This is a genomic window from Enhydrobacter aerosaccus (assembly GCF_900167455.1).
In the GTDB taxonomy this organism is placed as follows: Bacteria; Pseudomonadota; Alphaproteobacteria; order Reyranellales; family Reyranellaceae; genus Reyranella; species Reyranella aerosaccus.
The window spans coordinates 413878-440078 of sequence record NZ_FUWJ01000002.1 but is presented as its reverse complement, the minus strand read 5'-3'; the positions used below and the strand labels follow the sequence as shown (position 1 = coordinate 440078).

The window sequence follows — 26201 nt, the reverse complement described above, 5'->3', positions numbered from 1 at the left end:
ATCTCAATGCCTGACCAGACCATCATAAGCCATCGCACACTTCCTTTGGGGGAAGCACGGGTGGGATTTCGCGGCCGTATTGTTGCACTCGATATGCATTCTGCGGACGGTGCCGGACTGCCGGGTCCCGAACTGGAGCGGCGGCTGATCGAACTCGGCTTTGTCGAGGGAGCGACCGTCGAGCTGTTGCATCAGGGCCTTTTCGGCGGCGATCCGATTGCCGTGCGCGTCGCCGGCACGACGATCGCGCTGCGGCGGCGCGAAGCAATGGCGGTTTCGGTGGCCCCGATGAAGACGCCGTCATGAACGGAGACATCTCCGTCGCCCCGCTGCCTCGGGCGGAGCAGGCGCCAGAGTCCACCGCGGCTGCCGCCATCGTTGCTCTGGTCGGCAATCCCAACTGCGGCAAGACCGCCTTGTTCAATGCCCTGACGGGCAGCCGGCAGAAGGTCGCCAATTATCCCGGCGTCACCGTCGAAAAGAAGACCGGTCAGTTCACGACTCCGGCGGGTCGCGCCATCAAGGTCGTCGATCTGCCGGGAACCTATTCGCTGCGCGCCCGCTCGCCCGACGAGGAAATCACCCGTGACGCGGTGCTGGGCCGTCTCGCCACCGAGGCGGTGCCGGATCTCATCGTCTGCGTCGCCGATGCTTCCAATCTGCGCCTGGCGCTGCGATTGGTGCTCGAGCTCAAGCATGTGGGACGGCCGTTGCTGCTGTCGCTCAACATGATGGACATCGCGCGCAAGCGCGGCATCGAGATCGATATCGATCGGCTGTCGGCGGCGCTGGGCATCCCCGTTGTGAGTTCGGTTGCCGTCCGTCGCGGGGGCACCGACGGGCTGCTGGCCGAACTCGATCGTGCCCTCGACCGGAGGCTCCAGGCTGGCGTGTCCGACTGGCACGCCCCGAACGCCTCCGAGTTGCGCAGCGGTCAACGTGAAGCGGATCGCCTGTTGCGGCTGGCGGTGCGCAGCGAAGGCCGTCTCGATCCGGGCACGGCCAAGGCCGATGCGCTGCTGCTTCATCCGGTGGCGGGATTGGTGATCCTGCTCGCCATTCTGTTCGTGATGTTCCAGGCGGTCTTCGCCTGGGCGCGACCGCTGATGGATGCCATCTCCGATGGCTTCACCTGGTTCGGCGCCCTGGTGGGCGAAGCGCCGCTACCCGAGATCCTGCGCAGCTTCCTCAAGGATGGCGTCATCGCCGGCGTCGGCAGTGTGATCGTGTTCCTGCCGCAGATCACGATTCTGTTCTTCTTCATCCTGCTGCTCGAGGACCTGGGCTACATGGCCCGAGCCGCGTTCCTGATGGACAAGATCATGGGCGGCGCCGGCCTCCATGGCCGTGCCTTCATCCCTTTGCTGTCCTCCTTCGCCTGCGCCATTCCCGGCATCATGGCGACGCGGGTGATCGACGATCGGCGCGATCGGCTGACCACGATCCTGGTGGCGCCACTCATGACCTGCTCGGCGCGCATCCCCGTCTATACCCTGATCATCTCGGCCTTCATTCCCGATCGCCAGGTCTGGGGCGTTGTCGGCTTGCAGGGGCTGGTGATGTTCGGTCTCTATGCCGTCGGCATCGTTGGCGCGCTGGTCGTGTCGTTCATCGCCAAGCGGCTGTTCTGGCGCACCAATGCCGGCGAGCCCTTCATGCTGGAGCTGCCGGATTACAAGATACCGCAGCTCAAGAGCCTGCTGCTGGGCGTCTGGGCCCGGGCGCTGGCCTTCCTCAAGCGCGCCGGCACCACGATCCTGTCGATGATGATCCTGATCTGGGTGCTGGCCTCGTTTCCGCAGCCGCCGGACGGCGCGACCGGGCCTGCCATCAACTACAGCCTGGCCGCCATGATCGGCAATGCCATCGCACCGCTGACCCATCCGCTGGGTTTCAACTGGCAGATCAACGTCGCCCTCGTTCCCGGCATGGCGGCGCGCGAGGTTGCCGTCGGCGCGTTGGGCACGATCTACTCGATCGACGGCGGCGAGAGCGCCGCCGACAAGATCGGTCAGGTGCTGAGCGGCCAATGGAGTCTCGCGACGGCGCTGGCCTTCCTGGCTTGGTACATCTTCGCGCCGCAGTGCGCCTCGACCCTGGCCGTGATCCGGCGCGAGACCGGCAGCTGGAAATGGATGGCCGTCACCTTCTTCTACATGCTGGCGCTGGCCTATGCGGCGGCGTTTGCGGTCTTCCAGGTCGCGAGCGCGCTCGGCGCCGGCTGAGGCGCCGCCGGCCCAAGCATACGTTCTACTCCGCCTTGATGCCGAGCTTCCTGATGAGCGGCACCACCAGCTTGTCTTCCTTGTCGAGCCGGCCGGCAAGTTCTTCGGGCGTGCTGGGCCGGGCTTCGGCCGTGAGATCGGCGAAGCGCTTGACCGTCACTGGATCGGTCAGAACCTTCACCATCGCTTCGTGCAGTTTGGCCACCACGTCGGGTGGCATCCTCGCCGGGCCGAACAGGCCCGTATAGGTCGCGTAGGTGAAATCGGACAGTTCCGGAATGCCCGATTCCTTGACGGTGGGAACGTCGGGAAGCTCGGCCATGCGCTTGTCGGACGTCACGGCGAGCGCGCGTAGCTTGCCGGCCTTGATGTGGCCGATGGCGCTGTTGAGCTGGTCGACCTGTGCCGGCACCTGTCCGGCCACCACGTCGACCGCGGCGGCGCCGCTGCCCTTGTAATGCACCAGCGTGTATTTGGCGCCGCTCGCCGCGCTCATCAGCTCGATCACGATATGGTTGGTGGTGCCGATTCCCGAATCGGCCAGCGCAAGCTTGCCCGGTGTGTCGCGCCCCGCCTTGATGAAATCGGCGAAGGTCTTGATCGGCGACGCCGGATTGACGAGCACCACCGCTGGTACCGACTGGATATGGCTGATCGGCTGGAATGCCGTGCGCCAATCGTACGGCGCGTTGCCGTAGATCGCCGGCACCGCCACGAGCGAATTGGCCGAGACCAGCAGATTGTATCCATCGGGCGCCGAGCGGGCGATCACGTCGCTGCCGATCATGCCGGAGGCGCCTGCCTTGTTCTCCACCAGCACCGTCACGCCCAGCACGTCCTTGAGCTTGTCGGCGACGATGCGCGCCGTGACGTCGATGTTCCCGCCGGGCGCGTAGGGCGCCATGAGTCGGATCGGTTTGTCGGGATATTCCGCCGCTGCGGGGTCGACGCTCGCCCAGGCGGCCAACAAGCCGAACAGCGCCACTGTGATGCGCATGAGTCCCTCCCACAAAGTCTCGTTATTGGGGAGAGCATAGCGGGGCGCGAGGCCAAGGCCAGTAGCGCCGCCTCACGCAGCGAGACTGGACTGTAGCCACAAAGCGGTGATCCCTTCCCGAACGGCACCCTCGGCCGCAACGTCGGGCTTTGCTTCCCGCCTGCCACAGGCTATTGCCCGAAGTCGGCAACAGAATGTTCTCGCTCCCCGTCCTCGCTGCGCTGGCAGCCATCGCCGTCGTCACCTCCTTCATCTCGGGCATTTTCGGCATGGCGGGCGGCATGCTGTTGATCGGCTTTCTGCTGCTGATGCTGCCGGTCCCTGTCGCGATGGTGTTCCATGGCGTCATTCAGATCGCCGCCAATGGCTGGCGCTCCTGGCTGTGGCGCCATCACATCAACTGGAGCGTGGTGTTGCAGTTCGGCCTCGGCGCCGGCTTCTCGCTGATGGTCTTTTCGTCGTTCGCCTTCGTGCCGCCCAAGCCGGTCGTGCTGATCGCGGTCGGACTCATGCCTTTCGTCGCCCTGGCGGTTCCACAACGCATCGCTCCCAATATCGAAAGACGCGGGCAGGCCTTCACTGCTGGCGTGATCGGCGGCGGACTGCAGCTCGTCTCGGGCGTGACCGGGCCGATCCTCGATATCTTCTATGTGCGCACCGGCATGACGCGGCAGGTCAATGTCTCGACCAAGGCGGCGGCGCAGGTGATGGGCCATCTCACCAAGGTTATCTACTTCGGCGGGCTGGTCGGCCGCTCCGTCGCGGGCGATCCGGAGCAATGGCTGGTCATGGCCTTCGCGGCCGGGTGCGCGGTCCTCGGCACCACGTTGTCGCGCAGCTTCCTCGACCGGCTGTCCGACAAGCAGTTCTATTACTGGACGCGCCGCGTGATTCTGGCCCTCGGTGCGGTCTATGTTGCGCAGGGTGTTTGGCAGATGGCGGGACGATGAGCGACAAGAGCGTCAAGGATCAGGTCCGCGAGCTGCTCGATCGGTTGCCGGACGATTGCAGCTTCGCCGATGTGCAGCGTGCGATCGCCGTGCTGATGTGGCCGAAGCAGGAAGATGGCGGGCTCAAGCCGCCGGAGCGCCTGTCGCCGGATGAAGTGAAACGCCGCCTGCGCGAGTGGCTGAAATCGGAGAGGGACAAATGAAGGACCGTGTTGCCATCGACTTCAAGGATGGCGTTGCCGACGTGCGGCTGGTTCGGGCCGACAAGATGAATGCGCTCGATCCCGCCATGTTCGAGGCCATCCTGGAGGCCGGGCAGCGACTGACGGAGATGAAGGGGCTGCGCGCCGTGGTGCTGTCGGGCGAGGGCAAGGCCTTCTGCGCCGGCCTCGACATGGGCAGCTTCGCCGCCATGAAGGAGCAGGGCGACAAGGTGCCCGGCGTTCGCGATCTTACCACGCGCACTCATGGCATCGCCAATCGCCCGCAGCAATGCGCCTGGCAATGGCGCGTCCTGCCGGTGCCGGTGATTGCCGCGGTCCATGGCGTCGCCTTCGGCGGCGGCTTCCAGATCGCGCTCGGCGCCGACATGCGCTACGCGACCGCCGATGCGCGTTTCTCGGTCATGGAGATCAAGTGGGGGCTGGTGCCCGATCTCGCCGGCACGCAGCTCATGCGCCATCTGGCGCGCGAGGATATCGTGCGCGAGCTCACCTACACCGGCCGAATCTTCAACGGCGAGGAGGCGCAGCGGCTTGGCTTCGTGACCCGCATCGTCGCCGATCCGCGCGCCGCCGCGCTGGAAGCGGCCGGTGAGATCGCTGCCAAGAGTCCGGATGCCGTGCGGGCGGCCAAGCGGCTCCTGAACCTCGCCGTGGCGTCGGACGCGGCGACTGGCCTGATGGCCGAGTCAGTCGAGCAGCAGAAGCTGATCGGTTCACCGAACCAGCTCGAGGCCGTCATGTCGAACCTGCAGAAGCGGGCGGCGAATTACCGGGACTGACGCGCGATGAGCCAGCTTCCCCTGCGTGCGATCGAGGCTTTCGTGGCGGCAGCGCGCGAGGGAAGCCTCGCGCGCGCAGCTCTCGTCTTGAGCATTACCGTTCCGGCCGTGAGCCGGCGCGTGCAGATTCTCGAGCAGCAGCTTGGCGTTCGGCTGTTTCATCGCCTGCCCCGTGGTCTCGCCCTGACCAGCGCGGGTGAGCGGTATTTCGCCGAACTGGGCCCGGCATGGGAGGTTCTGCAGAAGGCGACAGCAGCAGCCAGGATATCGGCGCGGCGTCCTCTCCGGATCAGCGTCATTCCGACATTCGCAGCCAATTGGCTGCTCCCGAGGTTGGCGCGGGACGGAATGCGGCCGGCCGGTATGGAGATCGAGCTCGAGACATCGGCGGACTATGTCGATCTCGAAATCCGGCAGGACATCGATTGCGCGCTTCGCCTCGGACGCGGACCCTGGCCGGGTCTCATCGGTCGGAGCTTCTTGCCCATCGAAGCCTATCCGGTCGCCAGCCCTGCCTTTTGCTCAGGCCACAGCATCATCCGCAAGCCGCACCACCTCCTGCGCCACACCCTGATCGGCTCGACCCATCAGCCTGATTTCTGGCCGGAATGGTTCAGGTTGGGCGGCCGTGCGTTCGAGCCAGCTGCGTATCGGAGCTACGACAATCTGCAGCTCGTCTACGAGGCGGCCGCGGCAGGTCTCGGCATCGCCATAGGCCTCGATCCGCTGGTGCGCCCCTATCTCGAAAGCCGCCGCCTGGTCCGCCTGGACATTGGGAGCGTCATGCTTTCGCGCAGCTTCCATATCGTCCGACGCAAGGGCCGCCCATCAGGCAAGGCGTTTGAGCGCTTCAGCACGTGGTTGCAGGGCGAGGCGCAAGTCGCTGCCTAGGGGCAGCCTTGCATTTTGCTGAAGCGGGCGGTCCGAGGACTGAATGGTGCCCTGCGCCGATCCGGCTTAGCTTGAGCGCCGTGACTTCCTATCGCCTTCACTACTTTCCCGAATCGGGCAACAGCTACAAGCTTGCGCTCATGCTGACGCTGTGCGGCCAGACGTTCGAGCCGATCTGGACCGACTTCGGCGGTGGCGTCACGCGCACTCCGGAGTGGCGGGACAAGGTCAACCCGATGGGCGAGATCCCGGTTCTGGAGGACGGCACTCAGCGCCTGACCCAGACCGCGCCGATCCTCCTGCGCCTCGCCGAGCGCTATGGCCGCTTCGGTGCCGAGAGCGAAGCGGAGCGTTTCGAGATCCTGCGCTGGCTGTTCTGGGACAACCACAAACTCACCGGCTACATGGCGACGTACCGCTACATGCGCGCCTTCACGCCGTCGCCGGATCCGGCGGTGCTGGCCTATTTCCGCCGGCGTCTCGACGATTTCCTCGGCATCCTCGATCATCATCTCGGTTCGAGGCCGTTCGTGATCGGCGCTCATCCGACCATCGCCGACTTTTCGCTGATGGCATATCTGTCGTTCCCGAAGAACGAGACAGGGTACGATCTTCCGGTCAGTCACCCTGCCGTCGCCGCCTGGCTTGCCCGGCTGGAGACGCTTCCGGGCTGGAAGGCACCGTACGATCTGCTGCCGGGAAAGCGGCTGCGCTGCTATTCGTGACGGCATCGGACGATGCCTTGGCGTTGATGACCATAATAGGGAGTGGATCGGCGCGGCCGTAAAATGCGCGCGCCATGGTCTGCCCGCCGTCCTCATTTCCTTTATTCGTCCATTTATTTAATGGAAACGAGGCGGTTGCGGCGCGTGCGGGAGTGACGTGCGACAATTGTGCAGGTCACGTCCTGGTCGGTGTCTTCCGCCCTTCGTGTGCGTTCGACGGTGGGCCGTCAGCGGCCCTTGAACACCGGCTTGCGCTTTTCGACGAAGGCCTGGACCGCTTCCTTGTGGTCGGCGGTGCGCGAGGCGCGGACGAGACGTTCGGCCTCGCGATGGAGCGCGGTCGGGTAGTCGATGTGCAGCGCCTCGTCGAGATTGTCCTTCATGCTCGCCAAGGCGAGCCGCGGACCGTCCGCGAGCGACTTGGCGAAGGCGAACGCTTCGTCCTGCAGTCGGGCGTCGTCGACGATCCGGTTGAACAGCCCGATGCGCTCGCCGCGCTCGGCATCGACGCGTTCGGCGGTGAACATCAGTTCGCGCGCCCGGGCCGGGCCGACGGTGCGGGTGAGCAGCCAGGCGATGCCGTAGTCGCCGGTCAGGCCGATCTTGGCGTAGCCCGTGCTGACGAAGGCCGATCGGGCGGCAATGCGGATGTCGCAGGCGAGCGCGATGGCGAGGCCGGCACCGGCCGCAGCGCCCGGCAGGGCGGCGACGGTCGGCTTGCGCAGCGCGACCAGCGCGCCGGTGAGATTGGTCTGGCGCCAGCGCAGGTCGGCCAGCCGCTCCTCGAAGCTCATCTGGCCGCGCGGACCGCGGCCGCCCATGCCCTTCACGTCGCCGCCGCTGCAGAAGGCGGTGCCGGCGCCGGTGATCAGGATGGCGCCGACATCCGGGTCTTCGCCGCGCTCCTTGATCTGCGTGCGCAGGGCCGGCGTCAGCTTGTCCGACATCGCGTTGCGCGCTTCCGGCCGGTTGAGGGTGATCACGGCCACGCCGTCGCGCACCGAGCACAGCAGTTCAGTGGTGCCGGTATCGATGTCCATAGATTTCCTCCGTTGTCGGCCTGCGCCGGGACGAGTCACGTTTGGCCATGACATTCCCGATCACCGAACACACCGTCAAGACACCGCGCCACACGACCGGCTATCTCGCCTGCGGAGCGGAAGAGGGGCCGCTGCTGATCTTCTGCCACGGCTGGCCCGAGCTCTCGCTGTCGTGGCGGCATCAGCTGCCGGCGTTCGCCGCGCTCGGCTTTCGCTGCGTCGCGCCCGACATGCGCGGCTATGGCCGCTCGAGCACCTACACCCGGCACGGGGACTTCGCGCAGGAGCTGATCGTGCAGGACATGCTCGAGCTGCTCGGCTCGCTCGGCCGCGACAGGGCAGTCTGGATCGGCCACGACTGGGGTAGTGCCGTGGTCTGGAATCTCGCCAGCCATCATCCCGACAAGGTCTTGGCCGTCGCGAGCCTGTGCGTGCCCTATCTGCCTACAGGCTTCACGCTCCAGAACCTGGTCGCGCTCGTCGACCGCAAGCTCTATCCCGCGGACACCTTTCCGGCCGGCCAGTGGGACTACCAGTTTTTCTACGAGGAGAATTTCGACCGGGCCTGCACCGATTTCGAGGCCAATATCCGCAACGTCGTAAAGGCCCTATTCCGCAAGGGCGATCCCGCCCGTGTGGGCCAGCCGGCGCCGACGGCCTTCGTGCGCAAGGCGGGTGGCCGGTTCGGTGGCGGCGCCTTGCCCGATCTGCCGCGCGATGGCGATGTCATCACCGAGCAGGACCTGGAGGCCTATGTCGCCGCGCTGACGCGCAACGGCTTCTTCGGGCCGGGCTCCTGGTACATGAACCACAAGACCAATGGCGACTATGCCCGGCGCGCGGCGAAGGCCGGCCGGCTCGATATGCCGGTGCTGTTCCTGCATGGCGCCTACGACACGACCTGCGAGACCATGACCTCGCGGCTGGCCGAGCCGATGCGGAGGGCCTGCGCCCATCTCACCGAGGTCGTGGTCAAGTCCGGCCACTGGATGGCGCAGGAGCGGCCTGCGGCCGTGAATGCCGCCCTGGCACGCTGGCTCGCCGTCGATCTTCCGGATTACTGGCCGTAGCGGGCGTCATATGTTCTGAATCGTTTGACGCAATTTTCCGAATATGACACGTTTGTTTCGTTCGGGGTGAACTTGGGGAATTCGTGGCCCGTTGGTCGTTGTCGGCGTTCAGCGCCGAACTCAAGGCGCAGTTCGGCGACTTGTCGCCGCAACTTCAGGAGGCGGCGCGCTGGGTGATCGATCACCCGGCAGATGTGGCGCTGCTGTCCTTGCGCGAGCAGGCGCGGCGGTCGGGTGTCGCACCGGTGACGCTCACACGGCTTGCCCAGCGCTTCCGGCTGAAGGGCTATGACGACATTCGCCGCCTCTATGCGGACGCGGTGCGCCAGCGGCCGGAGAGCTTCCATGGGCGTGCGCAGGAGCTGCTGGCCCGGCATGGCAGCGAGGGCGATGCGGCGCTGGCGCGCGACGTGTTCGCCGCCCTCGATCGCCATCTGGCGATGCTGTCGGCGCCGGAGTCCGTCCGTCACGTGGCGGCGGCGGCGGAAATGATTGCCTCGGCCGATCACGTCTTCTGCCTTGGCCAGCGCTCGACCTATGCCGTCGCCTTCATCTTCCACTACGTGCGATCGTTGTTCGGTTCCAAGTCGGTGCTGGTGGACGGGCCGGGGGCGACCGGGCGGGATACGTTGCGCACGATCGGTCGAGGCGACGTGCTGCTCGCGGTGACGTTGAATCCCTATGTGCGCGAAACCGTGGCGACGGCGCGTTTTGCCAAGTCGCGCGGGGCGAAGGTCGTTGCCATCACCGACAGCACCGTGTCTCCGCTTGCCGTTATCGCCGATCGCGTGGTCGTGGTCGGCACGGAGACGCCCTCGTTCTTCCATACCGTCACGCCGGCCTTCGCCGTGGTCGAATGCCTGGCGGCCCTCGTGGCCGCTCGACGAGGCAAGGAGACGCTGTCGGCACTGAGCGAGAGCGAGAAGCAGCTCGCCGCCTTCGACACCTACGTCACCCGCAGGAAGGGCAGTAGAAAGAGAGTTCCGTCATGACCCATGTGTTCTATCGCCAGCTCACGCGTGACTACCCGTCCGCGGTCCTGGGCCGCGGCATCACCATCCGCGACGCCACCGGCAAGGAATATATCGATGCGTCGGGCGGCGCTGCCGTCTCCTGCCTGGGCCATTCCAATCCGGACGTCCTGGCGGCGCTGCACGCGCAGATCGACAAGCTCGACTATGCCCACACCGGCTTCTTCACTACGCCGGCAGCGGAAGAGCTGGCCGACGAGATGATCCGGCACGCTCCCGCCGGCATCGGGCACGTCTACTTCACCAGCGGCGGCTCGGAAGCGGTCGAGGCGGCGTTGAAGCTGGCACGGCAGTATTTCGTCGAGCGCGGCGAGTTGCAGCGCCAGCACTTCATCGGCCGGCTGCAGGGCTATCACGGCAATACCTTGGGGGCGCTGTCGGTCGGCGGCAATCTGTGGCGGCGCAAGCCGTTCGCGCCGATCCTGCTCGAGAACGTGCATCACGTCTCGCCCTGCTACGAATATCGCGGCCGCCGCATCGACGAGACGCCCCAGCGCTACGGTGAACGGCTGGCGCAGGAACTCTCGAACAAGATCGACGAGCTGGGTGGTGGCAACGTCATCGCCTTCATCGCCGAAACGATGGTGGGCGCGACGCTGGGCGCGGTGCCGGCGGTGCCGGGCTATTTCAAGCGCGTGCGCGAGATCTGCGATCGTCACGGCATCCTGCTGATCCTCGACGAAGTCATGTGCGGCATGGGCCGCACCGGCACGCTGCATGCGTGCGAGCAGGAAGGCGTGACGCCCGATCTGCTGGTGGTCGCCAAGGGGCTGGGCGGTGGCTACGCGCCGATCGGCGCCCTCATGGTGCAGGAGAAGATCGTGAAGACCCTGACCGAGGGATCGGGCTTCTTCCAGCACGGGCACACCTACATGGGGCATCCCCTGGCCTGTGCGGCGGCCCTCGCCGTCCAGCGCGTGATCCAGCGGGACAACCTGCTGACCAATGTGAAGGCTCAGGGCGATCACCTTCTGCGCCGCCTCGGCGAACGGTTCGGCAATCACCCCTTTGTCGGCGATGTGCGCGGGCGCGGATTGTTCCAGGCGATCGAGCTGGTCGCCGATCGCGGCACCAAGGAACCGTTCGATCCGGCCCGCAAGCTCAATGTCCGCATCAAGCAGGAAGCGATGGATCGCGGCCTGATGGTCTATCCGATGGGCGGCACCGTCGATGGTGTGCGCGGCGATCATGTGTTGCTGGCGCCGCCCTTCATCGTCGATGCCGCGACGATCGACACCGTCGTCGAACGGTTGGGCGAGGCGGTCGACGCGGCGATCGCCGCCACCGGGAAGTAATCATTGGAGCAACGGAAGTCACAGGAGGCAAGAATGATCAGAAGCAAGGTCACTACGCTCGGCGGGCTCGCCGCCGCAGCACTGGTTGCTTTTTCGTCGCTGCCCGAGCCGGCGGCGGCGCAGCAGAAGTTCGTCACCATCGGCACCGGCGGCGTCACTGGCGTGTATTACGCGGTGGGCGGCGCGGTGTGCCGTCTCATGAACAAGGAGCGGGCCAAGACCGGGATCCGCTGCTCGGTCGAATCGACGGGCGGCTCCGTGTTCAACGCCAATGCCATCGGCACCGGCGAGCAGGAATTCGGTCTGGCGCAGTCCGACGTCCAGTACAACGCGGCCAAGGGCGTGGGGCAATTCAAGGACAAGCCGATCACCGACCTGCGTGCGGTCTTCTCGGTCCATCCCGAACCGTTCACCGTGCTGGCGCGTCCCGATATCGGCGTCACCAAGTTCGAGGATTTCAAGGGCAAGCGCTTCAACATCGGCAATCCGGGCTCCGGCACGCTCGCCTCGATGGAGGAGCTGCTGAAGCAGATGGGCTGGACCAAGGCCGACTTCTCCCTGGCGGCCGAGCTCAAGGCGGACGAGCAGGGCACTGCGCTCTGTGACAACAAGATCGACGGCTTCTTCTACGGCGTCGGCCATCCCTCGGCGGCGATCCAGGATCCGACGACCGCCTGCAGCGCCAAGCTCATCCCGTTGACCGGCAAGGCGGTCGACGAGCTGGTGAAGGAGCATCCCTATTACGCCTACGCCACGATCCCGGGCGGCATGTATGCGAACAATCCGAATCCCATCACCACCTACGGCGTGCTCGCGACGCTGATCACCTCGGCCAAGGTTCCGGATGACGTCGTCTACAACCTGGTGAAGGCGGTGTTCGAGAACTTCGACGAGTTCAAGAAGCTGCATCCGGCTTTCGCCCATCTCGAGCCGGCGCACATGATCAAGGACGGCCTGTCGGCACCGCTGCATCCCGGCGCCGTCAAGTACTACAAGGAAAAGGGCTGGATGTAGTCCGGCGGGCAATTGCGGCGCGGGATCGGGTCGGTCGATGACCGCGACGATCGCGCGCCGCCACGGTTTCAGGGGAAGACGATGAGCGACGTGACGGCACCGACGGCCTCGCGCGAGGCACTGGAGAATATGGTGGCGGAGGCCGATACCGGGGGCCGTAAGCCCACCGGTGTGGTCAAGCGGCTGATCTTCGGCATCGCGCTGTGCTGGGCGCTGTTCCAGCTCTGGTACGCCTCGCCGCTGCCCTATCTGCTCAATGTCGGCGTCTTCAACGACGGGCAGGCGCGCGTCATCCATCTCTGTTTCGCCTTCCTGCTCGCCTTCACCAGCTTCCCGGCCTTCAAGCGCTCGCCGCGCGATCGCGTGCCGGTGACGGACTGGATCCTGGCTGGCCTCGGCATCGTCTCGGCCGGCTATCTGCTGTTGTTCTATCGCGAGCTGTCGCAGCGCTCCGGCCTTCCCACGACGCCGGACGTGGTCGTTTCGGTGATCGGCGTGCTGCTGCTGCTGGAAGCGGCGCGACGCGCGGTCGGGCCGGCGCTGACGGCAATCGCGGCCCTCATGCTGATCTACATGTTCGCCGGTCCGTGGATGCCGGGCATGCTGGCGCACAAGGGCGCGTCGTTGCCGCGCGCGGCCTCGCAGATGTGGCTGACCTCGGAGGGTATCTTCGGCGTCGCGCTCGGCGTCTCGACCAACGTCGTGTTCTTCTTCGTGCTGTTCGGCAGCCTGCTCGAGAAGGCCGGGGCGGGGAACTACTTCATCCAGCTCGCCTTCGCCCTGCTGGGCACCTTCCGCGGCGGGCCGGCCAAGGCCGGCGTCGTCGCCTCCGGCATGACGGGCATGATCTCGGGCTCGTCGGTCGCCAACACGGTGACCACCGGCACCTTCACCATCCCCCTCATGAAGCGGGTCGGCTATTCGGCTGTGAAGGCCGGTGCGATCGAGTGCGCCGCCGGCGTCAACGGCCAGCTCATGCCGCCGGTGATGGGTGCCGCCGCCTTCCTGATCGCCGAGTATGTCGGCATCAGCTATGCCGAGGTGGTAAAGCACGCCTTCGTGCCGGCGTTCCTGACCTACGGCGCGCTGTTCTACATCGTCGATATCGAAGCGGCGAAGGCAGGCCTGCGCGGCCTGCCCCGCACCTCGACCGTGCCGCTGCATCAATCCTTCCTGCGCGGCCTGATGACGATCTGCGGCATCATCGTGCTGAGCGGTATCGTCTATTGGGGCGTGGGTTGGACCAAGGACGTGTTCGGCGCGGCGGCAAGCTGGATCCTCGGGGTGGTGCTGATCGCCGCCTATCTCGGCCTGGTCCGCTATAAGGCCCGGCATGCCGACCTGCCGATGGACGATCCGTCCAAGGCCATCGTCAAGGTCCCCGACTTCTACGACACGGCGCGGACCGGCCTGCATTACCTGCTGCCGGTCGTGGTGCTGATCTGGTGCCTGATGATCGAGCAGCTCTCGCCCGGCCTCAGTGCCTTCTGGGGCACCATGTTCCTGATCTTCATCATGCTGACCCAGCGGCCGCTGCTGGCGCTGTTCCGCCGGGAGCGGCAGATGGGTCGTCAGCTGCGCGAAGGTTTCCGGGATCTCGCCTCGGCCCTGGAAAGCGCCTCGCGCAACATGACTTCGGTCGGCATCGCCACGGCGGCGGCGGGCATCATCGTCGGCACGGTATCCTTCACCGGCATTGGACTGGTGATGACCGAGATCGTCGAAAGCGCCTCGGGCGGCAGCCTGATCATCATGCTGATCCTGACCGCCTTCATCTGCCTGCTGCTCGGCATCGGCATGCCGACCACGGCCAATTACGTCGTGGTGGCGACGCTGATGGCGCCGGTGCTGGTCGAGGTGGCGCAGCAGAACGATCTCGCCGTGCCATTGGTCGCCGTGCACATGTTCGTCTTCTATTTCGGGTTGATGGCCGACGTGCATCCGCCGGTCGGGTTGGCGGCCTACGCGGCGGCGGCGATCTCGGGCGCCGATCCGATCAAGACCGGCCTGCAGGGCTTCTGGTACGAGATCCGCACTGGTTTGCTACCGTTCATCTTCATCTTCAACTCCGAGCTGCTGCTGATCGATATCGGCGGGCCGTTCAACCTGGTGATGGTGATTGCCTGCTCGATCGTCGCCATGGGCTGCTTCGTGGCAGCGACGCAGAACTGGTTGCTGACCCGCAATCGCTGGTACGAGACGGCGTTGCTGCTATTGATCTGCTTCACGCTGTTCCGCCCTGCCTTCTGGCTCGACCAGTTCAAGGCGCCCTTCAACGCGCGTCCGCCGGCGGAGATCGCTGCGGTCGCCGGCGCACTACCGGAGGACCAGACCCTGCGCTTCCGCGCCATGAGCCAGAGCCGATCCGGCGAAGATGTCGAGAAGACCGTGCGCCTGACCATGAAGGCCGGCAAGGATGGCGCCGATCGCTTGCGCGGCGCCGGACTGGTCCTGACGCCTGGCGACAAGCCAACGGTGCAAAGCGTGCGCTTCGGCAGCGAGGCGGCCAAGTACGGCCTCGCTCCGGGCGACGAGATCCTGGCGGTACTGGTGCCGGCGGATCGGCCCAATCGCTACTGGATGGCGGTTCCGGCCTTGCTGTTGCTGGGCGTGATCATCCTGCTGCAGCTGCGCCGGCGCCGGCCGTCGGAGCCTCGACCGGCGGTGGCCATGGCGCGGCCATAATCTGCGCGCCAGATGCGAGCGCCAGGGGAGGAGATCAGGATGCGCATCCTTTCGATCGCCGTCGCGGTCGCAACAGGTTTGGCGCTGGCCGGTTCGGCCTACGCGCAGAAGGGCAACGACAACAATCCCGGCCATGGTCATGGCGGCGGTCCGCCGGGCAAGGCCGGCAATGCACCATCGGAGGCGCCGGCCGCGTCGGGGCAGGGCGCGGGAGCGGCGCAAGGCGGCATCGTAATCGCGCCGCACGACCGCGACGCCGTTTACAACTACTACCGCCGGGAATACGCGGCCGGTAATTGTCCACCCGGTCTGGCGAAGAAGAACAACGGCTGTCTGCCGCCGGGCCAGGCGAAGAAGATGTGGGCGATCGGCCAGCCCTTGCCGGCGGGTGTCGCCTATTATCCCTTGCCGGTGGCGCTGCTGGGCCAGCTCACGCCCGCGCCGGCGGGCTACCAATACGTCCAGGTCGCCAACGACATCCTGCTGATGGCGGTCGGCACGCGCATGATCGCGGGCGCGCTGGCCGACCTTGGCAGTATGTAGATCGGGCGTTCAGGGGCTCGCATGCGTCCCCGCTTCATCGCTTTCGCCGCCGTCGTCGGGCTTGCATTGGCCGCATACGTGCGGGCCGACAAGGTCGACAAGTCGATACCCGCGCCGGTGAAGCCCGTCTCGGTGTCGGCGGTGCCGGAGCCACCGCCGAAACCCGCGCCGGTATTGCCGACGCTCACCATCTCGGGCCGCGATCGCGAGGCGATCTATGGCTACTACGGTACCAAGCTCGCGCCTTCCGGTTGTCCGCCAGGGCTTCTCAAGAAGGCCAACGGCTGCCTGCCCGACGACGGCGGCCAGGGCAATTGGAAGATCGGCGAGCGGCTTTCGAGCAAGGTGATGGTCTATCCGCTGCCGGCTGTGCTGCTGGGACAGCTCTATTCGGCCAACGGTTATCAATATGTTCGCGTCGGCAACGACGTGCTGCTGCTCGGCATCGAGACTCGTCTCGTCGCAGGTGCGCTTGCCGACGTGGAGGCCAACTAGCTTTTGGCGGCTTTAAGGGCGGCGAAGCGCGCCTGGCTTTCCGGCGGCCACATCTCCTTGGGCTTGTAGTATTCGCGCACCGCCGGCACGGCTTCCGGCAGGATCACCCAGGGCTGTTTGGACAGGGTGATGATGTGGATGTCGGGCGGCATCCGGTCGGGCTGGTCGAGTGTGCCCACGCGCATGAAGCGCACGGCGTCGCCAGCGCCAGCATAGTTGCCCCACACCGCGATGCGGCAGAGGGGGCAGCGCCAGATGCGCTGGCCCTTGCCGCTGGCCGACGGCGTATCGACGACCTCGACTTCGCCGCTCAGCAACTCGACGCGGTCGGCCTCGATCATGGCATTGATGGCGAAGGCGGTGCCGGTTTCGCGCTGGCACCAGCGGCAATGGCAGCAATGCACGAACATCGGCCGCGAGGTCATGCGATAGCGCACATGGCGGCAGGTGCAGCCACCCTCAAACGTCTCGGTCACGCTGGTCATGCGGCGAGCCTCCCGGTTAAGGTCGTCACGCATAACATGGCATCGAAGCCGGGGGAGAGGAATGGCGGGACGACTGAAGGACAAGGTGGCGATCGTGACGGGCGCGGCGCCGCGCGGCGAAGGCGTCGGCAATGGCATGGCGACGGCGATCCTGTTTGCCCGCGAAGGCGCCAAGGTCGTGCTCGTCAACCGCAGTGCGGAGCGCGCCGAGAAGCTTGCGGTCCAGATCCGTGAAGAAGGCGGTGACGCCTCCGTGTTCGCCGGCGATGTCGTCCAGCCCGAGACAGCAGAAGCGATGGCGGCGTTCGCCGTGAAGACCTACGGGCGGCTCGACATCCTGCACAACAATGTCGGCATCGGTGCGCCTGGTACGCCGGAGACGGTGACGCTTTCCGACTGGAACCGCGCACTGGAGACCAATCTCACCACCACCATGCTCTGCACCAAGTACTGCCTGCCGAAGATGAAAGAGAGCGGCGGCGGCTCGATCATCATGGTGTCGTCGATCGCCGGCGCATTGGGGCTGATGGGCAGTCCCGGCGCCGTCGCCTATGCCACGTCGAAGGCCGGCCTGCATGGCTTCACGCTGTCGGTCGCGGCCGATTATGCGACCCAGAACATCCGCGCCAACTGCATCATCGTCGGATCGGTGCATACGCCGATGGTGGCGCATCTCGGTACCGAGGCGCGCGAGCGGCGACGCAAGATGGTGCCGATGCAGACCGAGGGGACGGCCTGGGACATCGCCTACGGCGCAGTCTATCTCGCCTCCGACGAATCGCGCTGGGTGACCGGCGCGCTGCTGCCGATCGACGGCGGCCTCGTCTCGCTCAGGGCTTGGCCGCGCTAGCCGCCTGCCGCACCTGGCGGCGATCGTGGTGCCAGGTGTAGAGGCCGCTGGCCACGATCACGGCGGCGCCGAGCAGGGTCCAGCCGTCGGGGAAATCGCCGAACACGAGCGCGCCTAGCACCGTGACCCAGACCAGCAGCGTGTAGCTGTAGGGCTGCACGGCGCTAGCCTCGGCATAATCGAGGGCCCGGATCAGGGCGTAGTGCGATAGCGAACCCAACACGGCCATGGCGGCGAGCAATGCCCAACTGGCCGCGTCCGGCCAGTGCCAGTCCCACGGTCCGACGAAGCTTGTGGCGATGAAGGCCGCGAAGGCCGACCACACCAGCGTCGTCTGCGGCGGGTCGGTGCGAGCGCAGAGGCGGACCAGGATCTGGTAGCTGCCCCACAGGATCGCCCCCGCGATCGGGATCAGCAGCGGCCAGTCGAGGACGCGAAAGCCCGGTCGCACGATGAGCAGCACCCCGACGAAGCCGGCGAACACCGCCAGCCAGCGCGCCCGGTCGACGCGTTCTCCCAGGAAAGCCGCGCCGAGTGCGACGACGATCAGCGGCGAGGTCGCGGCGATGGCATGCGTGTCGGCGAGCGGCAGGTAACGGAAGGCGAGCACGAAGGTCGCGCTTTCCACCACCGCCAGCAGCGCCCGCGCGATCTGCAGGAGCGGGCGCGCCGACCGCAACGCCGCAACGAAGCCGCCGTGGGGACGCACGACGATCCAGGCGAAGACGCAGAACACGGCGTAGCGGATCCACATCATCTGGCCGATCGGATAGCCGGCCACCAGCCACTTGCTGATCGCATCCATGCTGGCGAAGCCCAGCATCGCCAGCACAGTGAAGAGCGCCCCGAGTGCGGTTCTGTTCTGCAGACGAGGACGCATTCGCTCAATTCATTGCTGGATCGCGCCCGCGGGGGTGGGGCTCGGATCGAGGGTATAGGCGGATCGAGCGTCTTTCCACTTATTGCGTCGATCGCGAGCGCTTACGCGATGCAGCCATGCAGCCGGCGGCGATTGACGGCTGGCAAGGTCGGCGTACGCTTCTCGTCAATCAAAAAGCTGCGCCGGGAGGCCGCCATGACATTCGACCTCGTCGTCAAGAACGGCATGATCGTCGACGGTTCCGGATTGCCGCGCTATCGCGGTGACGTCGGCGTCAAGGACGGCCGCATCGCCGAGATCGGCCGCATCAGCGGAGCCGCCCGCGAGACGCTCGATGCCGAGGGGCATGTCGTGGCGCCGGGCTTCGTCGATGGCCATACGCACATGGACGCGCAGATCTTCTGGGATCCCATCGGCACCAGCTCGTGCTTCCAAGGTGTGACCAGCGTCGTCATGGGCAATTGCGGCTTCACCCTGGCGCCCTGCCGCGAGAGCGAGGCCGATCTCGTGTTCCGCAATCTCGAGCGTGCCGAGGATATCAGCCGCGACGCCATGCTCGCGGGCATCAAGTGGCGATGGGAGACCTTCCCGGAATTCCTCGACGTTCTCGACTCCCTGCCCAAGGGGATCAATTACGCCGGCTACATGGGGCACTGCGCCTTGCGCACCTATGTGATGGGCCAGCGCGCCTTTACCGACGAGGCGACCGAGGACGACCTCGCCAGGATGGTGCATGAGGTGAAGCAGGCGATCGCCGCCGGCGCCATCGGCTTCTCCACCACGCGCAGCGTCAATCACCAGACCTCGGACGACAAGCCGGTCGCGAGCCGGCTGGCGACCTGGCAGGAGTTCGAGACGCTGGTCAAGGCAATGGGTGCGGGTCTCGTCGAGGTGGCGGGCGAGCCGACCGGCGCGCAGAGCGAGAAAGCCAGGCGCTACTACGAGGCGCTGTCAACGCTCGCCATCGAAAGCGGCCGGCCCATCACCTTCGGGCTCTTCAATCGCCGCACCGCGCCGGGCGGCTGGCGCAGCACCTTCGACATCATCGAGCGCACGGTCCAGCAAGGGGGCCGCATGTTCGCGCAGGTGCACAGCCGGGCGCTGAACGTGCTGCTTTCGTTCGAGACGCAGTTGCCCTTCGACAAATGGGAGATGTGGCGCGAGATGCGCGTCAGGCCGCTGGCCGAGCAGAAGAAGATGTTGCTCGATCCGGACACGCGTCGGCGACTGGTCGAGATCGCCTCACGCCCGTACGAAGGGCCGACGGTGCGGGGCACGGAGGCGCGACCGCCGGAATGGGACTGGATCTTTGCCCTCGACACGATGCGCGGCCCGCATAGATCGATGGCCGAGCTGGCGCGCCAGCGCAATACGCATCCCGTGGAGCTGATGATCGACATGGCGCTCGACCGCGACATGAAGTTCTTCATGCTGCAGCCGGTGGCCAACGAGAACCAGGCCGAGGCGCTGGAGCTGATGAAGCATCCGCGTTCCGTCGTGACCTTCTCCGATTCGGGCGCGCACGTGTCACAGATCATGGACAGCTCGCTGCAGACGCACCTTCTCAGCCATTGGGTGCGCGACAAGCAGGCCTTCACGCTCGAGGAGGCGATCAAGCTGATCACCTGCGATACGGCCACACAGTTCGGCTTCCACGATCGCGGGCTGCTGCGCGAGGGCCTGGCCGCCGACATCGTGGTGTTCGACCCTGACACGGTGGGCCCGCGCATGCCCGAGGTGGTCTGCGATCTGCCGGCCGGCGCCAAGCGCCTGCGCCAGAAGGCCGACGGCATGAAGGCAACGATCGTCAACGGCCAGGTCCTGTTGCGCGACAACGAGCCGACCGGCGCGCTGCCCGGCAGGCTGTTGAGGAAGAAGCGCGTCTGAGGAAGGCGAGCGTGCCTTTCGCAGCGTGAATCGCGCCTTGACTTTGCGGCGGTGCAGCATCATATACGCGCCAGTCCGCTGGTTTGCGGGCATCCAAGGTTTCTCGCGATCGCGCGACGCGCCACCTCGTTTCAGGCGCTTCATCCCGAGACAATCTCCTAGAAGCAAGAGCCGTCCCAGCCGCGCGCGGGAACGGGCCAAAAGCCGCTAAATACGCGTGCCCTGGAGGCACGGTCGGCGGCCAAAAGGACTATTTTCCCAGTGAGTACCCCTTCGTTTGCGGATCTCGGTCTCGCCGAGCCGTTGCTGCGTGCCCTCGAAGCAGCCAACTACACCGCGCCGACCCCGATCCAGGCACGAACCATTCCGCACCTGCTGCAGGGCCGCGACGTCCTGGGCATCGCCCAGACGGGCACCGGCAAGACGGCGGCCTTCGCGCTGCCGGTGTTGCAGCAGCTGTCCGCCGTCAAAGAGCGCGCGCAGCCGAAGAGCCCGCGGGCGCTGGTGCTGGCGCCGACGCGCGAGCTTGCGGTGCAGATCGCCAAGAGCTTCGATACTTACGGGCGGGGCCTCGGCCTGCGGCTCGGCATGGTGATCGGTGGACTGGGCTTCGGCCGCCAGATCGAGACGCTGCAGCGCGGCGTCGACATCCTGGTCGCCACGCCGGGCCGGCTGATCGATCTGATGGAGCGCGGCAACGTCAAGCTCGGGAACGTGACGTTCCTGGTGCTCGACGAAGCTGATCGCATGTTCGACATGGGCTTCATCCGCGACGTGCGCCGCATCACGGCCTCGGTGTCCAAGCAGCGCCAGACGCTGCTGTTCTCGGCCACCATGCCGCCCGATGTCGCCAAGCTCGCGGCCGAGATCCTCAAGAATCCAGAGCGTGTCGAGATCGCGCCGCAGGGCCGTACCGTCGATCGCATCGATCAAAGCGTTTATTTCGTGAACGCTGGTAGCAAGCGCACGCTGCTCAGCCATCTGCTGTCCGATGCAGCGCTCGAGCGCGTCATCGTCTTCACGCGCACCAAGCGCGGCGCCAACCGCGTCGCCGAAGCGCTGGAAGACCAGGGCATTCGCTCCGAGGCCATTCACGGCAACAAGTCGCAGAATGCCCGCCAGAAGGCGCTCGACAACTTCAGCCGCGGCAAGGCCCGCGTGCTGGTCGCGACCGACCTTGCCTCACGCGGCATCGACGTCAGCGGCGTGACGCATGTCATCAACTTCGAGCTGCCGGCCGATGCCGAGAGCTACGTCCACCGTATCGGCCGTACCGCGCGTGCCGGCACCTCGGGCATTGCCCTGTCTTTCTGCGATGGCAGCGAACGGGGTCAGCTCAAGGGCATCGAGCGGTTGATCAACCAACGGATCGCTGTCCTGCCGATGCCGTCGCCGGAAGAGATGCCGGCCGCACCGCCGCCGCGCCCGCGGGCCGAGCGGGAGGAGCGTGACGGCGAGCAGCGGAACCAGCGCCCGCGCGAAAATCGCGGCCATCGCGGTCCGCCGCGCCATCGCAGCTTCGGCGATCGCGCCTTTGGTGATCGCCCCCGCGGCGATCATCCGCGCGGCGATCATCCCCGCGGTGATCGTGCGCCGTCCGAGCATCAGTGGGCGCGCGGCGACTATCGCGACCAGCCACGCAACGAGTCTTCACAGGGCGAGCGCCCGCACGGAGATCGGCCGCACGGCGACCGCCCTCAAGGCGATCGTCCCTATCGCGGCGACCGTCCGCGGCAGGGCGACGACCGGCCCCGTCATCACGGTGGGCATCATGCTGGCCATCGCGGCCATGGTGGCCCTCACGCCCATCGCGCCGATTACGCGCAGGGTGACCGGCCCCACGGCGATCGCGTACAGGCCGATCGTCCGCGCGGCGATCACCCCCGCAGCGAGCGGCCACAAGGCGACAGGCCCCACGGCGATCGGCCCCACGGCGATCGTCCGCAGGGTCCCCGTTCGGCCTGGAAGGGCCGTCGTTTCGGGGGCGGAGGTGGCCGCGGCCGCGCCGCCTGATAGCGGTTTCTGAAAAGTGCAGCGGGCGGCTGATCATCCGATCAGCCGCCCGTTTTGCGTTCAGGCGTCGGACCGCTGATTGTCCACGCCGCTACTCGGTGCGCGCCTCCATGCGCGCCAGGACCTGAACGATTGCGTCGGGACCAATGGCTGTCTCGCCCTTGAAGGGTTGGTCCATGGTGAAGACAAAGCCTAGGAAGGCCCCGACGACGGCCGCCTGCGCCGCCAGAACGGTGGTGCGGAACGGCGTCTGCTGGATGGTGCTGCTGACGAAAAGCAGCATGCAGATGGCGAAGCAGACCACGATCCAGTAGATCGGCGGCAAGGCAATCGTGATCATGTTGAGTCGCGACGCCCGCGCATCGGCGATGGTATCGAGCGCCTTCAGCATTTCGCCCAGGATCAATGTCTCGCGGCTGTTGGTCGGGTTGATGGTCAGGATCCGACGCGAGATGGGCGCGAAGGCCTTGCCGGTCTCCGGATCGCCCTTGTCCTTGAGCATGGCCGGCCATTCTTTTTCGACGATGGATCTGGCGTAGGCATGCAGCAAAGGCCGTACGTCGCGCGCCGACTCATCGCCATAGCGGGTGAGCAGCCGGTCGAGCTGGTCGATCTTTGCAGCTTCGGATGAAACGAGATTGTCCGCTTGCCTGAAATTGATGTCGGCCTGGACCAGCGTGAAGGTGAGGACAAGGCTCGTCATCGTGAACAAGGTGGCCTGCATGCGCAGGACGAAGTCGGTGTTGCCATCGGACGGCGTCAGCCAGGGAATGCGATGGATCAAGCGCGGAAGGACGACCATCAGGAGGACCAGGGTCGTCACAGGCAGGATCAGCAGCAGCAATTCGGGAAAGGTGTAAAGCCAGTCGATCACGACTCAATCCGGGGCGTCGATTGTTGCAGAAGCGCGACGACATTACACCGGGTGTGCAGACGGGAGCTACCGTGCGTTGCTCGCATTATCGTTACGTTCTGCAACCGAATGCAGGAGTCATTGATCGACAAATGTGCCATAAGCCATGGGACGAGAGTTCCGTGGCTGCGGGACAGAAAGACCAAGCGTTATGATACGTTTTATCGTTCGTATTTTCCTTTCCCCCCTGGCGATCGCGATCTTCGACCTGATGATCCTGTTTCCGCTTCTGCTGGCCATCTGGGAAGTCGCGCATAGCGGCTGGAAGCACGAGCAGGGGCTGCACGAAGCGCTAGATATCATCGAGGGCATGGGCGTCATTCTGATCGGCTGGGGCGTCGCTCTCGAAGAGCGGGAATCCCTGCGCCACATCTTCCGGCTGACGGGGAATAGCGACGAAGGGTGGCAGGCGATCGTCGACCATATGTGTCACAGCGCCGGTCTCGGTCTGTTGATCTTCGGACTGTTCGCGGAAATGTGCATCGAGGCGATCCGCCTTCCCAATGCAATCATCAATACGGCCGGCATCGATCACCTGGTCCTGCTGGGAAGCCTCGCTTTCCTCGTGCTCAGCATCTACGTGATGGTCCATCACATCTTTTCGCTGATCCGGGCGCTGTTCGCAGGCAAGCACGTCGTTTCCAGCCAATCGCCCTCGCACTGAAACGCTTGCATTGTCGGATGCGATCCCGCTCTCGGGATCGTGCCGGATATTTGCAGTACAGAGCCGCGTTGAGGTTTTGTGACCACGACCACACCGGGAGTCTTGCGCTTGTCCGCAACTTTCGGCGGAGGTCTTTCTTAATCAAAGAGCATGGGCTATTTCAGTAGCGCTGCACCACAGCCATCGCTGTAGTGATTGAAAGACCCTGCGTAATGGTACGTTTTCTCGTTCGCCTGTTTCTGGCTCCCCTCGCCATTGCCATCCTCGATGTGATCATTCTCGTTCCGCTGGTCATCGCCATCCTCGAAGTGGCGATCGGGCTTTTGGAGGGACAGGAATTTCACGAGCCAATGGACATCATCGAAGGCATGGGCGTGATCCTGATCGGCTGGGGAGTCGCCCTCGAGGAACGGGGGTCGCTGCGCGACATATTCGGACTGAAGGGCGGCGCCGACGAGCCGTGGCAGGTCCTCGTCGACCATGTATGCCACGGGTCAGGGCTGGGTCTGTTGATCTTCGGCCTGTTCGCCGAGATGTGCGTCGAAGCCGTGCGGTTGCCCAACCACATCATCAACACCGACAAGATCGACGCTCTGGTGCTCGTGGGCAGCCTCGGCTTCCTGGTGATCGCCATCTACGTGATGGCGCGCCATATCATCTCGATGGTCAGGCTGTTGCTGCTTGGCCGTGGTGCCGCTCCGCACCATCCGGCGTCGCACTGACGCTCAGACGATCCCCTCGTCGCGGAAGATCTCCAGGCACTTGCGCAGCGCGCGTTCGTAGCGTGCCCGCTCCTTGGCGATCGATTCGTCGTTCCACTCGAAGAATCCGCGCTTGGTCTTGAAGCCGATACGGCCTTCATCGACGTTGCGCTGCAGGACCGGCGGCGGTCCATCGGCATTGCTGAGATCGGGATAGATCACCTTGGCCACGGCGCAGGTCGTGTCCCAGCCCGAATGCTCCTTCTGCAGGATCGGGCCGGCGGCGGCATAGCGGAAGCCGAAGGACAGACGCACCGTCGCGTCGATATCCTCCGGCGAGGCGACACCCTGCTCGATCAGCCACAGCGCCTCGCGCATCAGAGCGGCCTGGATGCGATTGCCGAGGAAGCCGATCACGTCCTTCTTCACCTGCACGGGCCGCTTGCCCAGCGCGGTCATGATCGCGCCGACCTTCTCCGCTAGCGCGACGTCGGTATGCACCGAGCGCACCACCTCGACCAGCGGGATGAGATGGGCGGGCATGAAGAAGTGCAGACCCATCATGCGCTGCTGCGTCTTCAATCCCATGCCGATGGCGCTGATCGGGAAACTCGAGGAATTGGAGGTGAGGGCGCAGTCGGGCCGCGCCAGCGTCTCCATCTCGGCGAACAGCTTCTGCTTCAGCGCCAGATCCTCTGTCACGGTCTCGACCGCGATGTCGATCTCGGACCACGGTGCCTCGGCCAGCGTGGCATAAGTTGCCAGGCCTGACGTGTCGGGCGATTTGCCCATCGCCTCGAGCGCGCGAGCCGTCGCGGATGGCAACCCGTCGCGTGTCGGCGCGGAGCGCGACACGACATCGACCTTCCAGCCGCCGGCCAGGAACATGGCGATGATACCGACCCCCATCGTGCCGCCGCCCAGGACCAAGGCCCGACCCGGGGTTGCGTGTTCGCGTTGCGGCATTTCCAGACCTCCCATATCGACGGTGCCCTGCGGGCGGGGCAATATCCGCCGCCAAGCCAGCCAGTTGCAACAAGGAGAAGACGATGAGCGGCACCTACAAGGATATCGGCGTCAGCAGTGAGGGCCATGTCGGCGTCGTCGAGATCCAGCGTCCGCCGCACAACTTCTTCGACAATGCCCTGATCAACCAGATCGCCGACGCCTTCGAGGCGTTCGATCGCGACACCAACATCCGCGCCTACGTGCTGTGCTCGCAGGGCAAATCGTTCTGCGCCGGCGCGGACTTCGCCAACCGCCCGCAGACGGGATCGGCCGAGAGCGGCAAGCACCTCTACAAGGAGGCCACGCGCCTGTTCCGCTCCAAGAAGCCCAGCATCGCCGCGGTACAGGGGCCGGCGATCGGTGGCGGATTGGGCCTGGCGTTGATGCCCGACTTTCGCGTCGCCTGCCCCGAGGCGCGCTTTGCCGCCAACTTCACCCGGCTCGGTTTCCATCCCGGCTTCTCGCTTACCTTCACTCTGCCGCGCCTGATCGGACAGCAGCGCGCCAATCTGATGTTCTATACCGGCCGTCGGATCGGCGGTGAGGAAGCTTTCGCCTGGGGCATGGCCGATGTGCTGGTGCCGCTGGCCGACGTGCGCAAGGAGGCGATGAAGCTCGCCGCCGAGATCGCCGAGAGCGCGCCGCTTGCCGTCATGTCGACGCGCGAGACCATGCGCCGCGGCTTCGCCGATGCCGCCGAGATCGCGACCGAGCGCGAGCTTACCGAGCAGGACTGGACGCGCAAGACCGAGGACTTCAAGGAAGGCATCAAGTCCTACGCCGAAAAGCGGCCCGGCAACTGGAAGGGCCGCTGACCGCGGCCGCATTGTCGGTCT

26 protein-coding genes are annotated in these 26201 nt (G+C 65.7%); 20 read left to right on the top strand and 6 right to left on the bottom strand.

Annotated features, from left to right (window positions below):
• The first annotated feature begins 6 nt into the window (after nt 1-6).
• Nucleotides 7-306, top strand: coding sequence for a FeoA family protein (locus tag B5D62_RS11375; RefSeq protein ID WP_085933985.1), 300 nt, complete (start codon nt 7-9; stop codon nt 304-306).
• A complete protein-coding gene (gene feoB / locus B5D62_RS11370; protein ID WP_085933984.1) occupies nt 303-2225 on the top strand; it encodes a ferrous iron transport protein B in 1923 nt (640 codons plus the stop codon). The genes B5D62_RS11375 and feoB overlap by 4 nt, the downstream gene beginning before the upstream one ends.
• 25 nt (nt 2226-2250) lie before the next feature.
• Here feoB and B5D62_RS11365 read toward each other — a convergent pair whose 3' ends face one another.
• Nucleotides 2251-3222, bottom strand: a complete 972-nt coding sequence (locus B5D62_RS11365; protein WP_085933983.1) for a Bug family tripartite tricarboxylate transporter substrate binding protein — start codon at nt 3220-3222, stop codon at nt 2251-2253.
• A 194-nt stretch (nt 3223-3416) separates the two neighbouring features.
• Here B5D62_RS11365 and B5D62_RS11360 point away from each other — a divergent pair, with 194 nt between their 5' ends.
• The 5 genes from B5D62_RS11360 to B5D62_RS11340 all read left to right on the top strand — a co-directional run bounded on the left by B5D62_RS11360 (nt 3417) and on the right by B5D62_RS11340 (nt 6791).
• Nucleotides 3417-4172 carry a TSUP family transporter gene (locus B5D62_RS11360; protein WP_085933982.1) on the top strand — a complete coding sequence of 252 codons (756 nt, stop codon included), beginning with the start codon at nt 3417-3419 and terminating at the stop codon, nt 4170-4172.
• Nucleotides 4169-4375, top strand: coding sequence for a hypothetical protein (locus B5D62_RS11355; protein ID WP_085933981.1), 207 nt, complete (start codon nt 4169-4171; stop codon nt 4373-4375). The genes B5D62_RS11360 and B5D62_RS11355 overlap by 4 nt, the downstream gene beginning before the upstream one ends.
• Nucleotides 4372-5175, top strand: a complete 804-nt coding sequence (locus B5D62_RS11350) for a crotonase/enoyl-CoA hydratase family protein (protein ID WP_085933980.1) — start codon at nt 4372-4374, stop codon at nt 5173-5175. The genes B5D62_RS11355 and B5D62_RS11350 overlap by 4 nt, the downstream gene beginning before the upstream one ends.
• A 6-nt stretch (nt 5176-5181) precedes the next feature.
• Nucleotides 5182-6066 carry a LysR substrate-binding domain-containing protein gene (locus tag B5D62_RS11345; protein WP_085933979.1) on the top strand — a complete coding sequence of 295 codons (885 nt, stop codon included), beginning with the start codon at nt 5182-5184 and terminating at the stop codon, nt 6064-6066.
• Nucleotides 6067-6146: 80 nt separating this feature from the next.
• Nucleotides 6147-6791 carry a glutathione S-transferase family protein gene (locus tag B5D62_RS11340; protein ID WP_085934723.1) on the top strand — a complete coding sequence of 215 codons (645 nt, stop codon included), beginning with the start codon at nt 6147-6149 and terminating at the stop codon, nt 6789-6791.
• Nucleotides 6792-7018: 227 nt separating this feature from the next.
• On the opposite strand, the gene B5D62_RS11335 is transcribed toward B5D62_RS11340, so the two are convergent.
• Nucleotides 7019-7831 (bottom strand): enoyl-CoA hydratase, encoded by an 813-nt coding sequence (locus B5D62_RS11335; protein ID WP_085933978.1) that lies wholly within the window; start codon nt 7829-7831, stop codon nt 7019-7021.
• A 47-nt stretch (nt 7832-7878) separates the two neighbouring features.
• Here B5D62_RS11335 and B5D62_RS11330 point away from each other — a divergent pair, with 47 nt between their 5' ends.
• The 7 genes from B5D62_RS11330 (at nt 7879) to B5D62_RS11300 (ending at nt 15964) form a co-directional block, all read left to right on the top strand.
• Nucleotides 7879-8901, top strand: a complete 1023-nt coding sequence (locus B5D62_RS11330) for an alpha/beta fold hydrolase (protein ID WP_085933977.1) — start codon at nt 7879-7881, stop codon at nt 8899-8901.
• Between the two features lie 83 nt (nt 8902-8984).
• Nucleotides 8985-9893, top strand: coding sequence for a MurR/RpiR family transcriptional regulator (locus B5D62_RS11325; protein ID WP_218191039.1), 909 nt, complete (start codon nt 8985-8987; stop codon nt 9891-9893).
• A complete protein-coding gene (locus B5D62_RS11320; protein WP_085933975.1) occupies nt 9890-11227 on the top strand; it encodes an aspartate aminotransferase family protein in 1338 nt (445 codons plus the stop codon). Before B5D62_RS11325 ends, B5D62_RS11320 begins: the two co-directional genes overlap by 4 nt.
• 33 nt (nt 11228-11260) lie before the next feature.
• Nucleotides 11261-12241 (top strand): TAXI family TRAP transporter solute-binding subunit, encoded by a 981-nt coding sequence (locus B5D62_RS11315; RefSeq protein WP_139373845.1) that lies wholly within the window; start codon nt 11261-11263, stop codon nt 12239-12241.
• An 81-nt stretch (nt 12242-12322) separates the two neighbouring features.
• On the top strand, nt 12323-14926 hold the full coding sequence (locus B5D62_RS11310; protein ID WP_085934721.1) for a TRAP transporter permease: 2604 nt from the start codon (nt 12323-12325) through the stop codon (nt 14924-14926).
• A 39-nt stretch (nt 14927-14965) separates the two neighbouring features.
• A complete protein-coding gene (locus B5D62_RS11305; RefSeq protein ID WP_085933974.1) occupies nt 14966-15469 on the top strand; it encodes a hypothetical protein in 504 nt (167 codons plus the stop codon).
• Between the two features lie 21 nt (nt 15470-15490).
• Nucleotides 15491-15964, top strand: a complete 474-nt coding sequence (locus tag B5D62_RS11300; RefSeq protein ID WP_085933973.1) for a hypothetical protein — start codon at nt 15491-15493, stop codon at nt 15962-15964.
• On the opposite strand, the gene B5D62_RS11295 is transcribed toward B5D62_RS11300, so the two are convergent.
• Entirely contained in the window at nt 15961-16449 is a 489-nt protein-coding gene (locus tag B5D62_RS11295) for a GFA family protein (protein WP_085933972.1), read from the bottom strand. The genes B5D62_RS11300 and B5D62_RS11295 overlap by 4 nt on opposite strands.
• A 61-nt stretch (nt 16450-16510) precedes the next feature.
• Here B5D62_RS11295 and B5D62_RS11290 point away from each other — a divergent pair, with 61 nt between their 5' ends.
• A complete protein-coding gene (locus B5D62_RS11290; RefSeq protein ID WP_170920892.1) occupies nt 16511-17299 on the top strand; it encodes an SDR family NAD(P)-dependent oxidoreductase in 789 nt (262 codons plus the stop codon).
• On the opposite strand, the gene B5D62_RS11285 is transcribed toward B5D62_RS11290, so the two are convergent.
• Nucleotides 17280-18179 (bottom strand): DMT family transporter, encoded by a 900-nt coding sequence (locus B5D62_RS11285; RefSeq protein ID WP_085933970.1) that lies wholly within the window; start codon nt 18177-18179, stop codon nt 17280-17282. The two genes, B5D62_RS11290 and B5D62_RS11285, sit on opposite strands and share 20 nt — an antisense overlap.
• A gap of 108 nt (nt 18180-18287) precedes the next feature.
• On the opposite strand from B5D62_RS11285, the gene B5D62_RS11280 reads away from it, so the two are divergent.
• Together B5D62_RS11280 and B5D62_RS11275 are read left to right on the top strand one after the other, a co-directional pair.
• Entirely contained in the window at nt 18288-20066 is a 1779-nt protein-coding gene (locus B5D62_RS11280) for an N-acyl-D-amino-acid deacylase family protein (RefSeq protein WP_085933969.1), read from the top strand.
• A gap of 261 nt (nt 20067-20327) precedes the next feature.
• Complete coding sequence (locus B5D62_RS11275; protein WP_085933968.1) at nt 20328-22079, top strand: DEAD/DEAH box helicase; 1752 nt, start codon at nt 20328-20330, stop codon at nt 22077-22079.
• Between the two features lie 91 nt (nt 22080-22170).
• On the opposite strand, the gene B5D62_RS11270 is transcribed toward B5D62_RS11275, so the two are convergent.
• The gene (locus tag B5D62_RS11270; protein WP_085933967.1) at nt 22171-22953 is read right to left on the bottom strand and encodes a bestrophin-like domain; all 783 of its coding nucleotides are present in this window, start codon (nt 22951-22953) and stop codon (nt 22171-22173) included.
• A gap of 190 nt (nt 22954-23143) precedes the next feature.
• Here B5D62_RS11270 and B5D62_RS11265 point away from each other — a divergent pair, with 190 nt between their 5' ends.
• Both B5D62_RS11265 and B5D62_RS11260 read left to right on the top strand, forming a co-directional pair.
• A complete protein-coding gene (locus B5D62_RS11265) occupies nt 23144-23656 on the top strand; it encodes a hypothetical protein (protein ID WP_085933966.1) in 513 nt (170 codons plus the stop codon).
• Between the two features lie 212 nt (nt 23657-23868).
• On the top strand, nt 23869-24378 hold the full coding sequence (locus tag B5D62_RS11260) for a hypothetical protein (RefSeq protein ID WP_085933965.1): 510 nt from the start codon (nt 23869-23871) through the stop codon (nt 24376-24378).
• A 3-nt stretch (nt 24379-24381) separates the two neighbouring features.
• Here the strand turns inward: B5D62_RS11260 and B5D62_RS11255 are convergent, their stop codons facing one another.
• On the bottom strand, nt 24382-25323 hold the full coding sequence (locus tag B5D62_RS11255; RefSeq protein WP_085933964.1) for a 3-hydroxyacyl-CoA dehydrogenase family protein: 942 nt from the start codon (nt 25321-25323) through the stop codon (nt 24382-24384).
• Between the two features lie 83 nt (nt 25324-25406).
• Here B5D62_RS11255 and B5D62_RS11250 point away from each other — a divergent pair, with 83 nt between their 5' ends.
• Nucleotides 25407-26180 (top strand): enoyl-CoA hydratase/isomerase family protein, encoded by a 774-nt coding sequence (locus B5D62_RS11250; protein WP_085933963.1) that lies wholly within the window; start codon nt 25407-25409, stop codon nt 26178-26180.
• Nucleotides 26181-26201: the final 21 nt, after the last annotated feature.

What these genes read in the sequence shown, in the direction of transcription:
- B5D62_RS11375 (WP_085933985.1), top strand. Translation starts at nt 7, where the DNA reads ATGCCTGACCAGACCATCATAAGCCATCGCACACTTCCTTTGGGGGAA.
- feoB (WP_085933984.1), top strand. Translation starts at nt 303, where the DNA reads ATGAACGGAGACATCTCCGTCGCCCCGCTGCCTCGGGCGGAGCAGGCG.
- B5D62_RS11365 (WP_085933983.1), bottom strand. Translation starts at nt 3,222, where the DNA reads ATGCGCATCACAGTGGCGCTGTTCGGCTTGTTGGCCGCCTGGGCGAGC.
- B5D62_RS11360 (WP_085933982.1), top strand. Translation starts at nt 3,417, where the DNA reads ATGTTCTCGCTCCCCGTCCTCGCTGCGCTGGCAGCCATCGCCGTCGTC.
- B5D62_RS11355 (WP_085933981.1), top strand. Translation starts at nt 4,169, where the DNA reads ATGAGCGACAAGAGCGTCAAGGATCAGGTCCGCGAGCTGCTCGATCGG.
- B5D62_RS11350 (WP_085933980.1), top strand. Translation starts at nt 4,372, where the DNA reads ATGAAGGACCGTGTTGCCATCGACTTCAAGGATGGCGTTGCCGACGTG.
- B5D62_RS11345 (WP_085933979.1), top strand. Translation starts at nt 5,182, where the DNA reads ATGAGCCAGCTTCCCCTGCGTGCGATCGAGGCTTTCGTGGCGGCAGCG.
- B5D62_RS11335 (WP_085933978.1), bottom strand. Translation starts at nt 7,831, where the DNA reads ATGGACATCGATACCGGCACCACTGAACTGCTGTGCTCGGTGCGCGAC.
- B5D62_RS11330 (WP_085933977.1), top strand. Translation starts at nt 7,879, where the DNA reads ATGACATTCCCGATCACCGAACACACCGTCAAGACACCGCGCCACACG.
- B5D62_RS11320 (WP_085933975.1), top strand. Translation starts at nt 9,890, where the DNA reads ATGACCCATGTGTTCTATCGCCAGCTCACGCGTGACTACCCGTCCGCG.
- B5D62_RS11315 (WP_139373845.1), top strand. Translation starts at nt 11,261, where the DNA reads ATGATCAGAAGCAAGGTCACTACGCTCGGCGGGCTCGCCGCCGCAGCA.
- B5D62_RS11310 (WP_085934721.1), top strand. Translation starts at nt 12,323, where the DNA reads ATGAGCGACGTGACGGCACCGACGGCCTCGCGCGAGGCACTGGAGAAT.
- B5D62_RS11305 (WP_085933974.1), top strand. Translation starts at nt 14,966, where the DNA reads ATGCGCATCCTTTCGATCGCCGTCGCGGTCGCAACAGGTTTGGCGCTG.
- B5D62_RS11300 (WP_085933973.1), top strand. Translation starts at nt 15,491, where the DNA reads ATGCGTCCCCGCTTCATCGCTTTCGCCGCCGTCGTCGGGCTTGCATTG.
- B5D62_RS11295 (WP_085933972.1), bottom strand. Translation starts at nt 16,449, where the DNA reads ATGACCAGCGTGACCGAGACGTTTGAGGGTGGCTGCACCTGCCGCCAT.
- B5D62_RS11290 (WP_170920892.1), top strand. Translation starts at nt 16,511, where the DNA reads ATGGCGGGACGACTGAAGGACAAGGTGGCGATCGTGACGGGCGCGGCG.
- B5D62_RS11285 (WP_085933970.1), bottom strand. Translation starts at nt 18,179, where the DNA reads ATGCGTCCTCGTCTGCAGAACAGAACCGCACTCGGGGCGCTCTTCACT.
- B5D62_RS11280 (WP_085933969.1), top strand. Translation starts at nt 18,288, where the DNA reads ATGCAGCCATGCAGCCGGCGGCGATTGACGGCTGGCAAGGTCGGCGTA.
- B5D62_RS11265 (WP_085933966.1), top strand. Translation starts at nt 23,144, where the DNA reads ATGATACGTTTTATCGTTCGTATTTTCCTTTCCCCCCTGGCGATCGCG.
- B5D62_RS11260 (WP_085933965.1), top strand. Translation starts at nt 23,869, where the DNA reads ATGGTACGTTTTCTCGTTCGCCTGTTTCTGGCTCCCCTCGCCATTGCC.
- B5D62_RS11255 (WP_085933964.1), bottom strand. Translation starts at nt 25,323, where the DNA reads ATGCCGCAACGCGAACACGCAACCCCGGGTCGGGCCTTGGTCCTGGGC.
- B5D62_RS11250 (WP_085933963.1), top strand. Translation starts at nt 25,407, where the DNA reads ATGAGCGGCACCTACAAGGATATCGGCGTCAGCAGTGAGGGCCATGTC.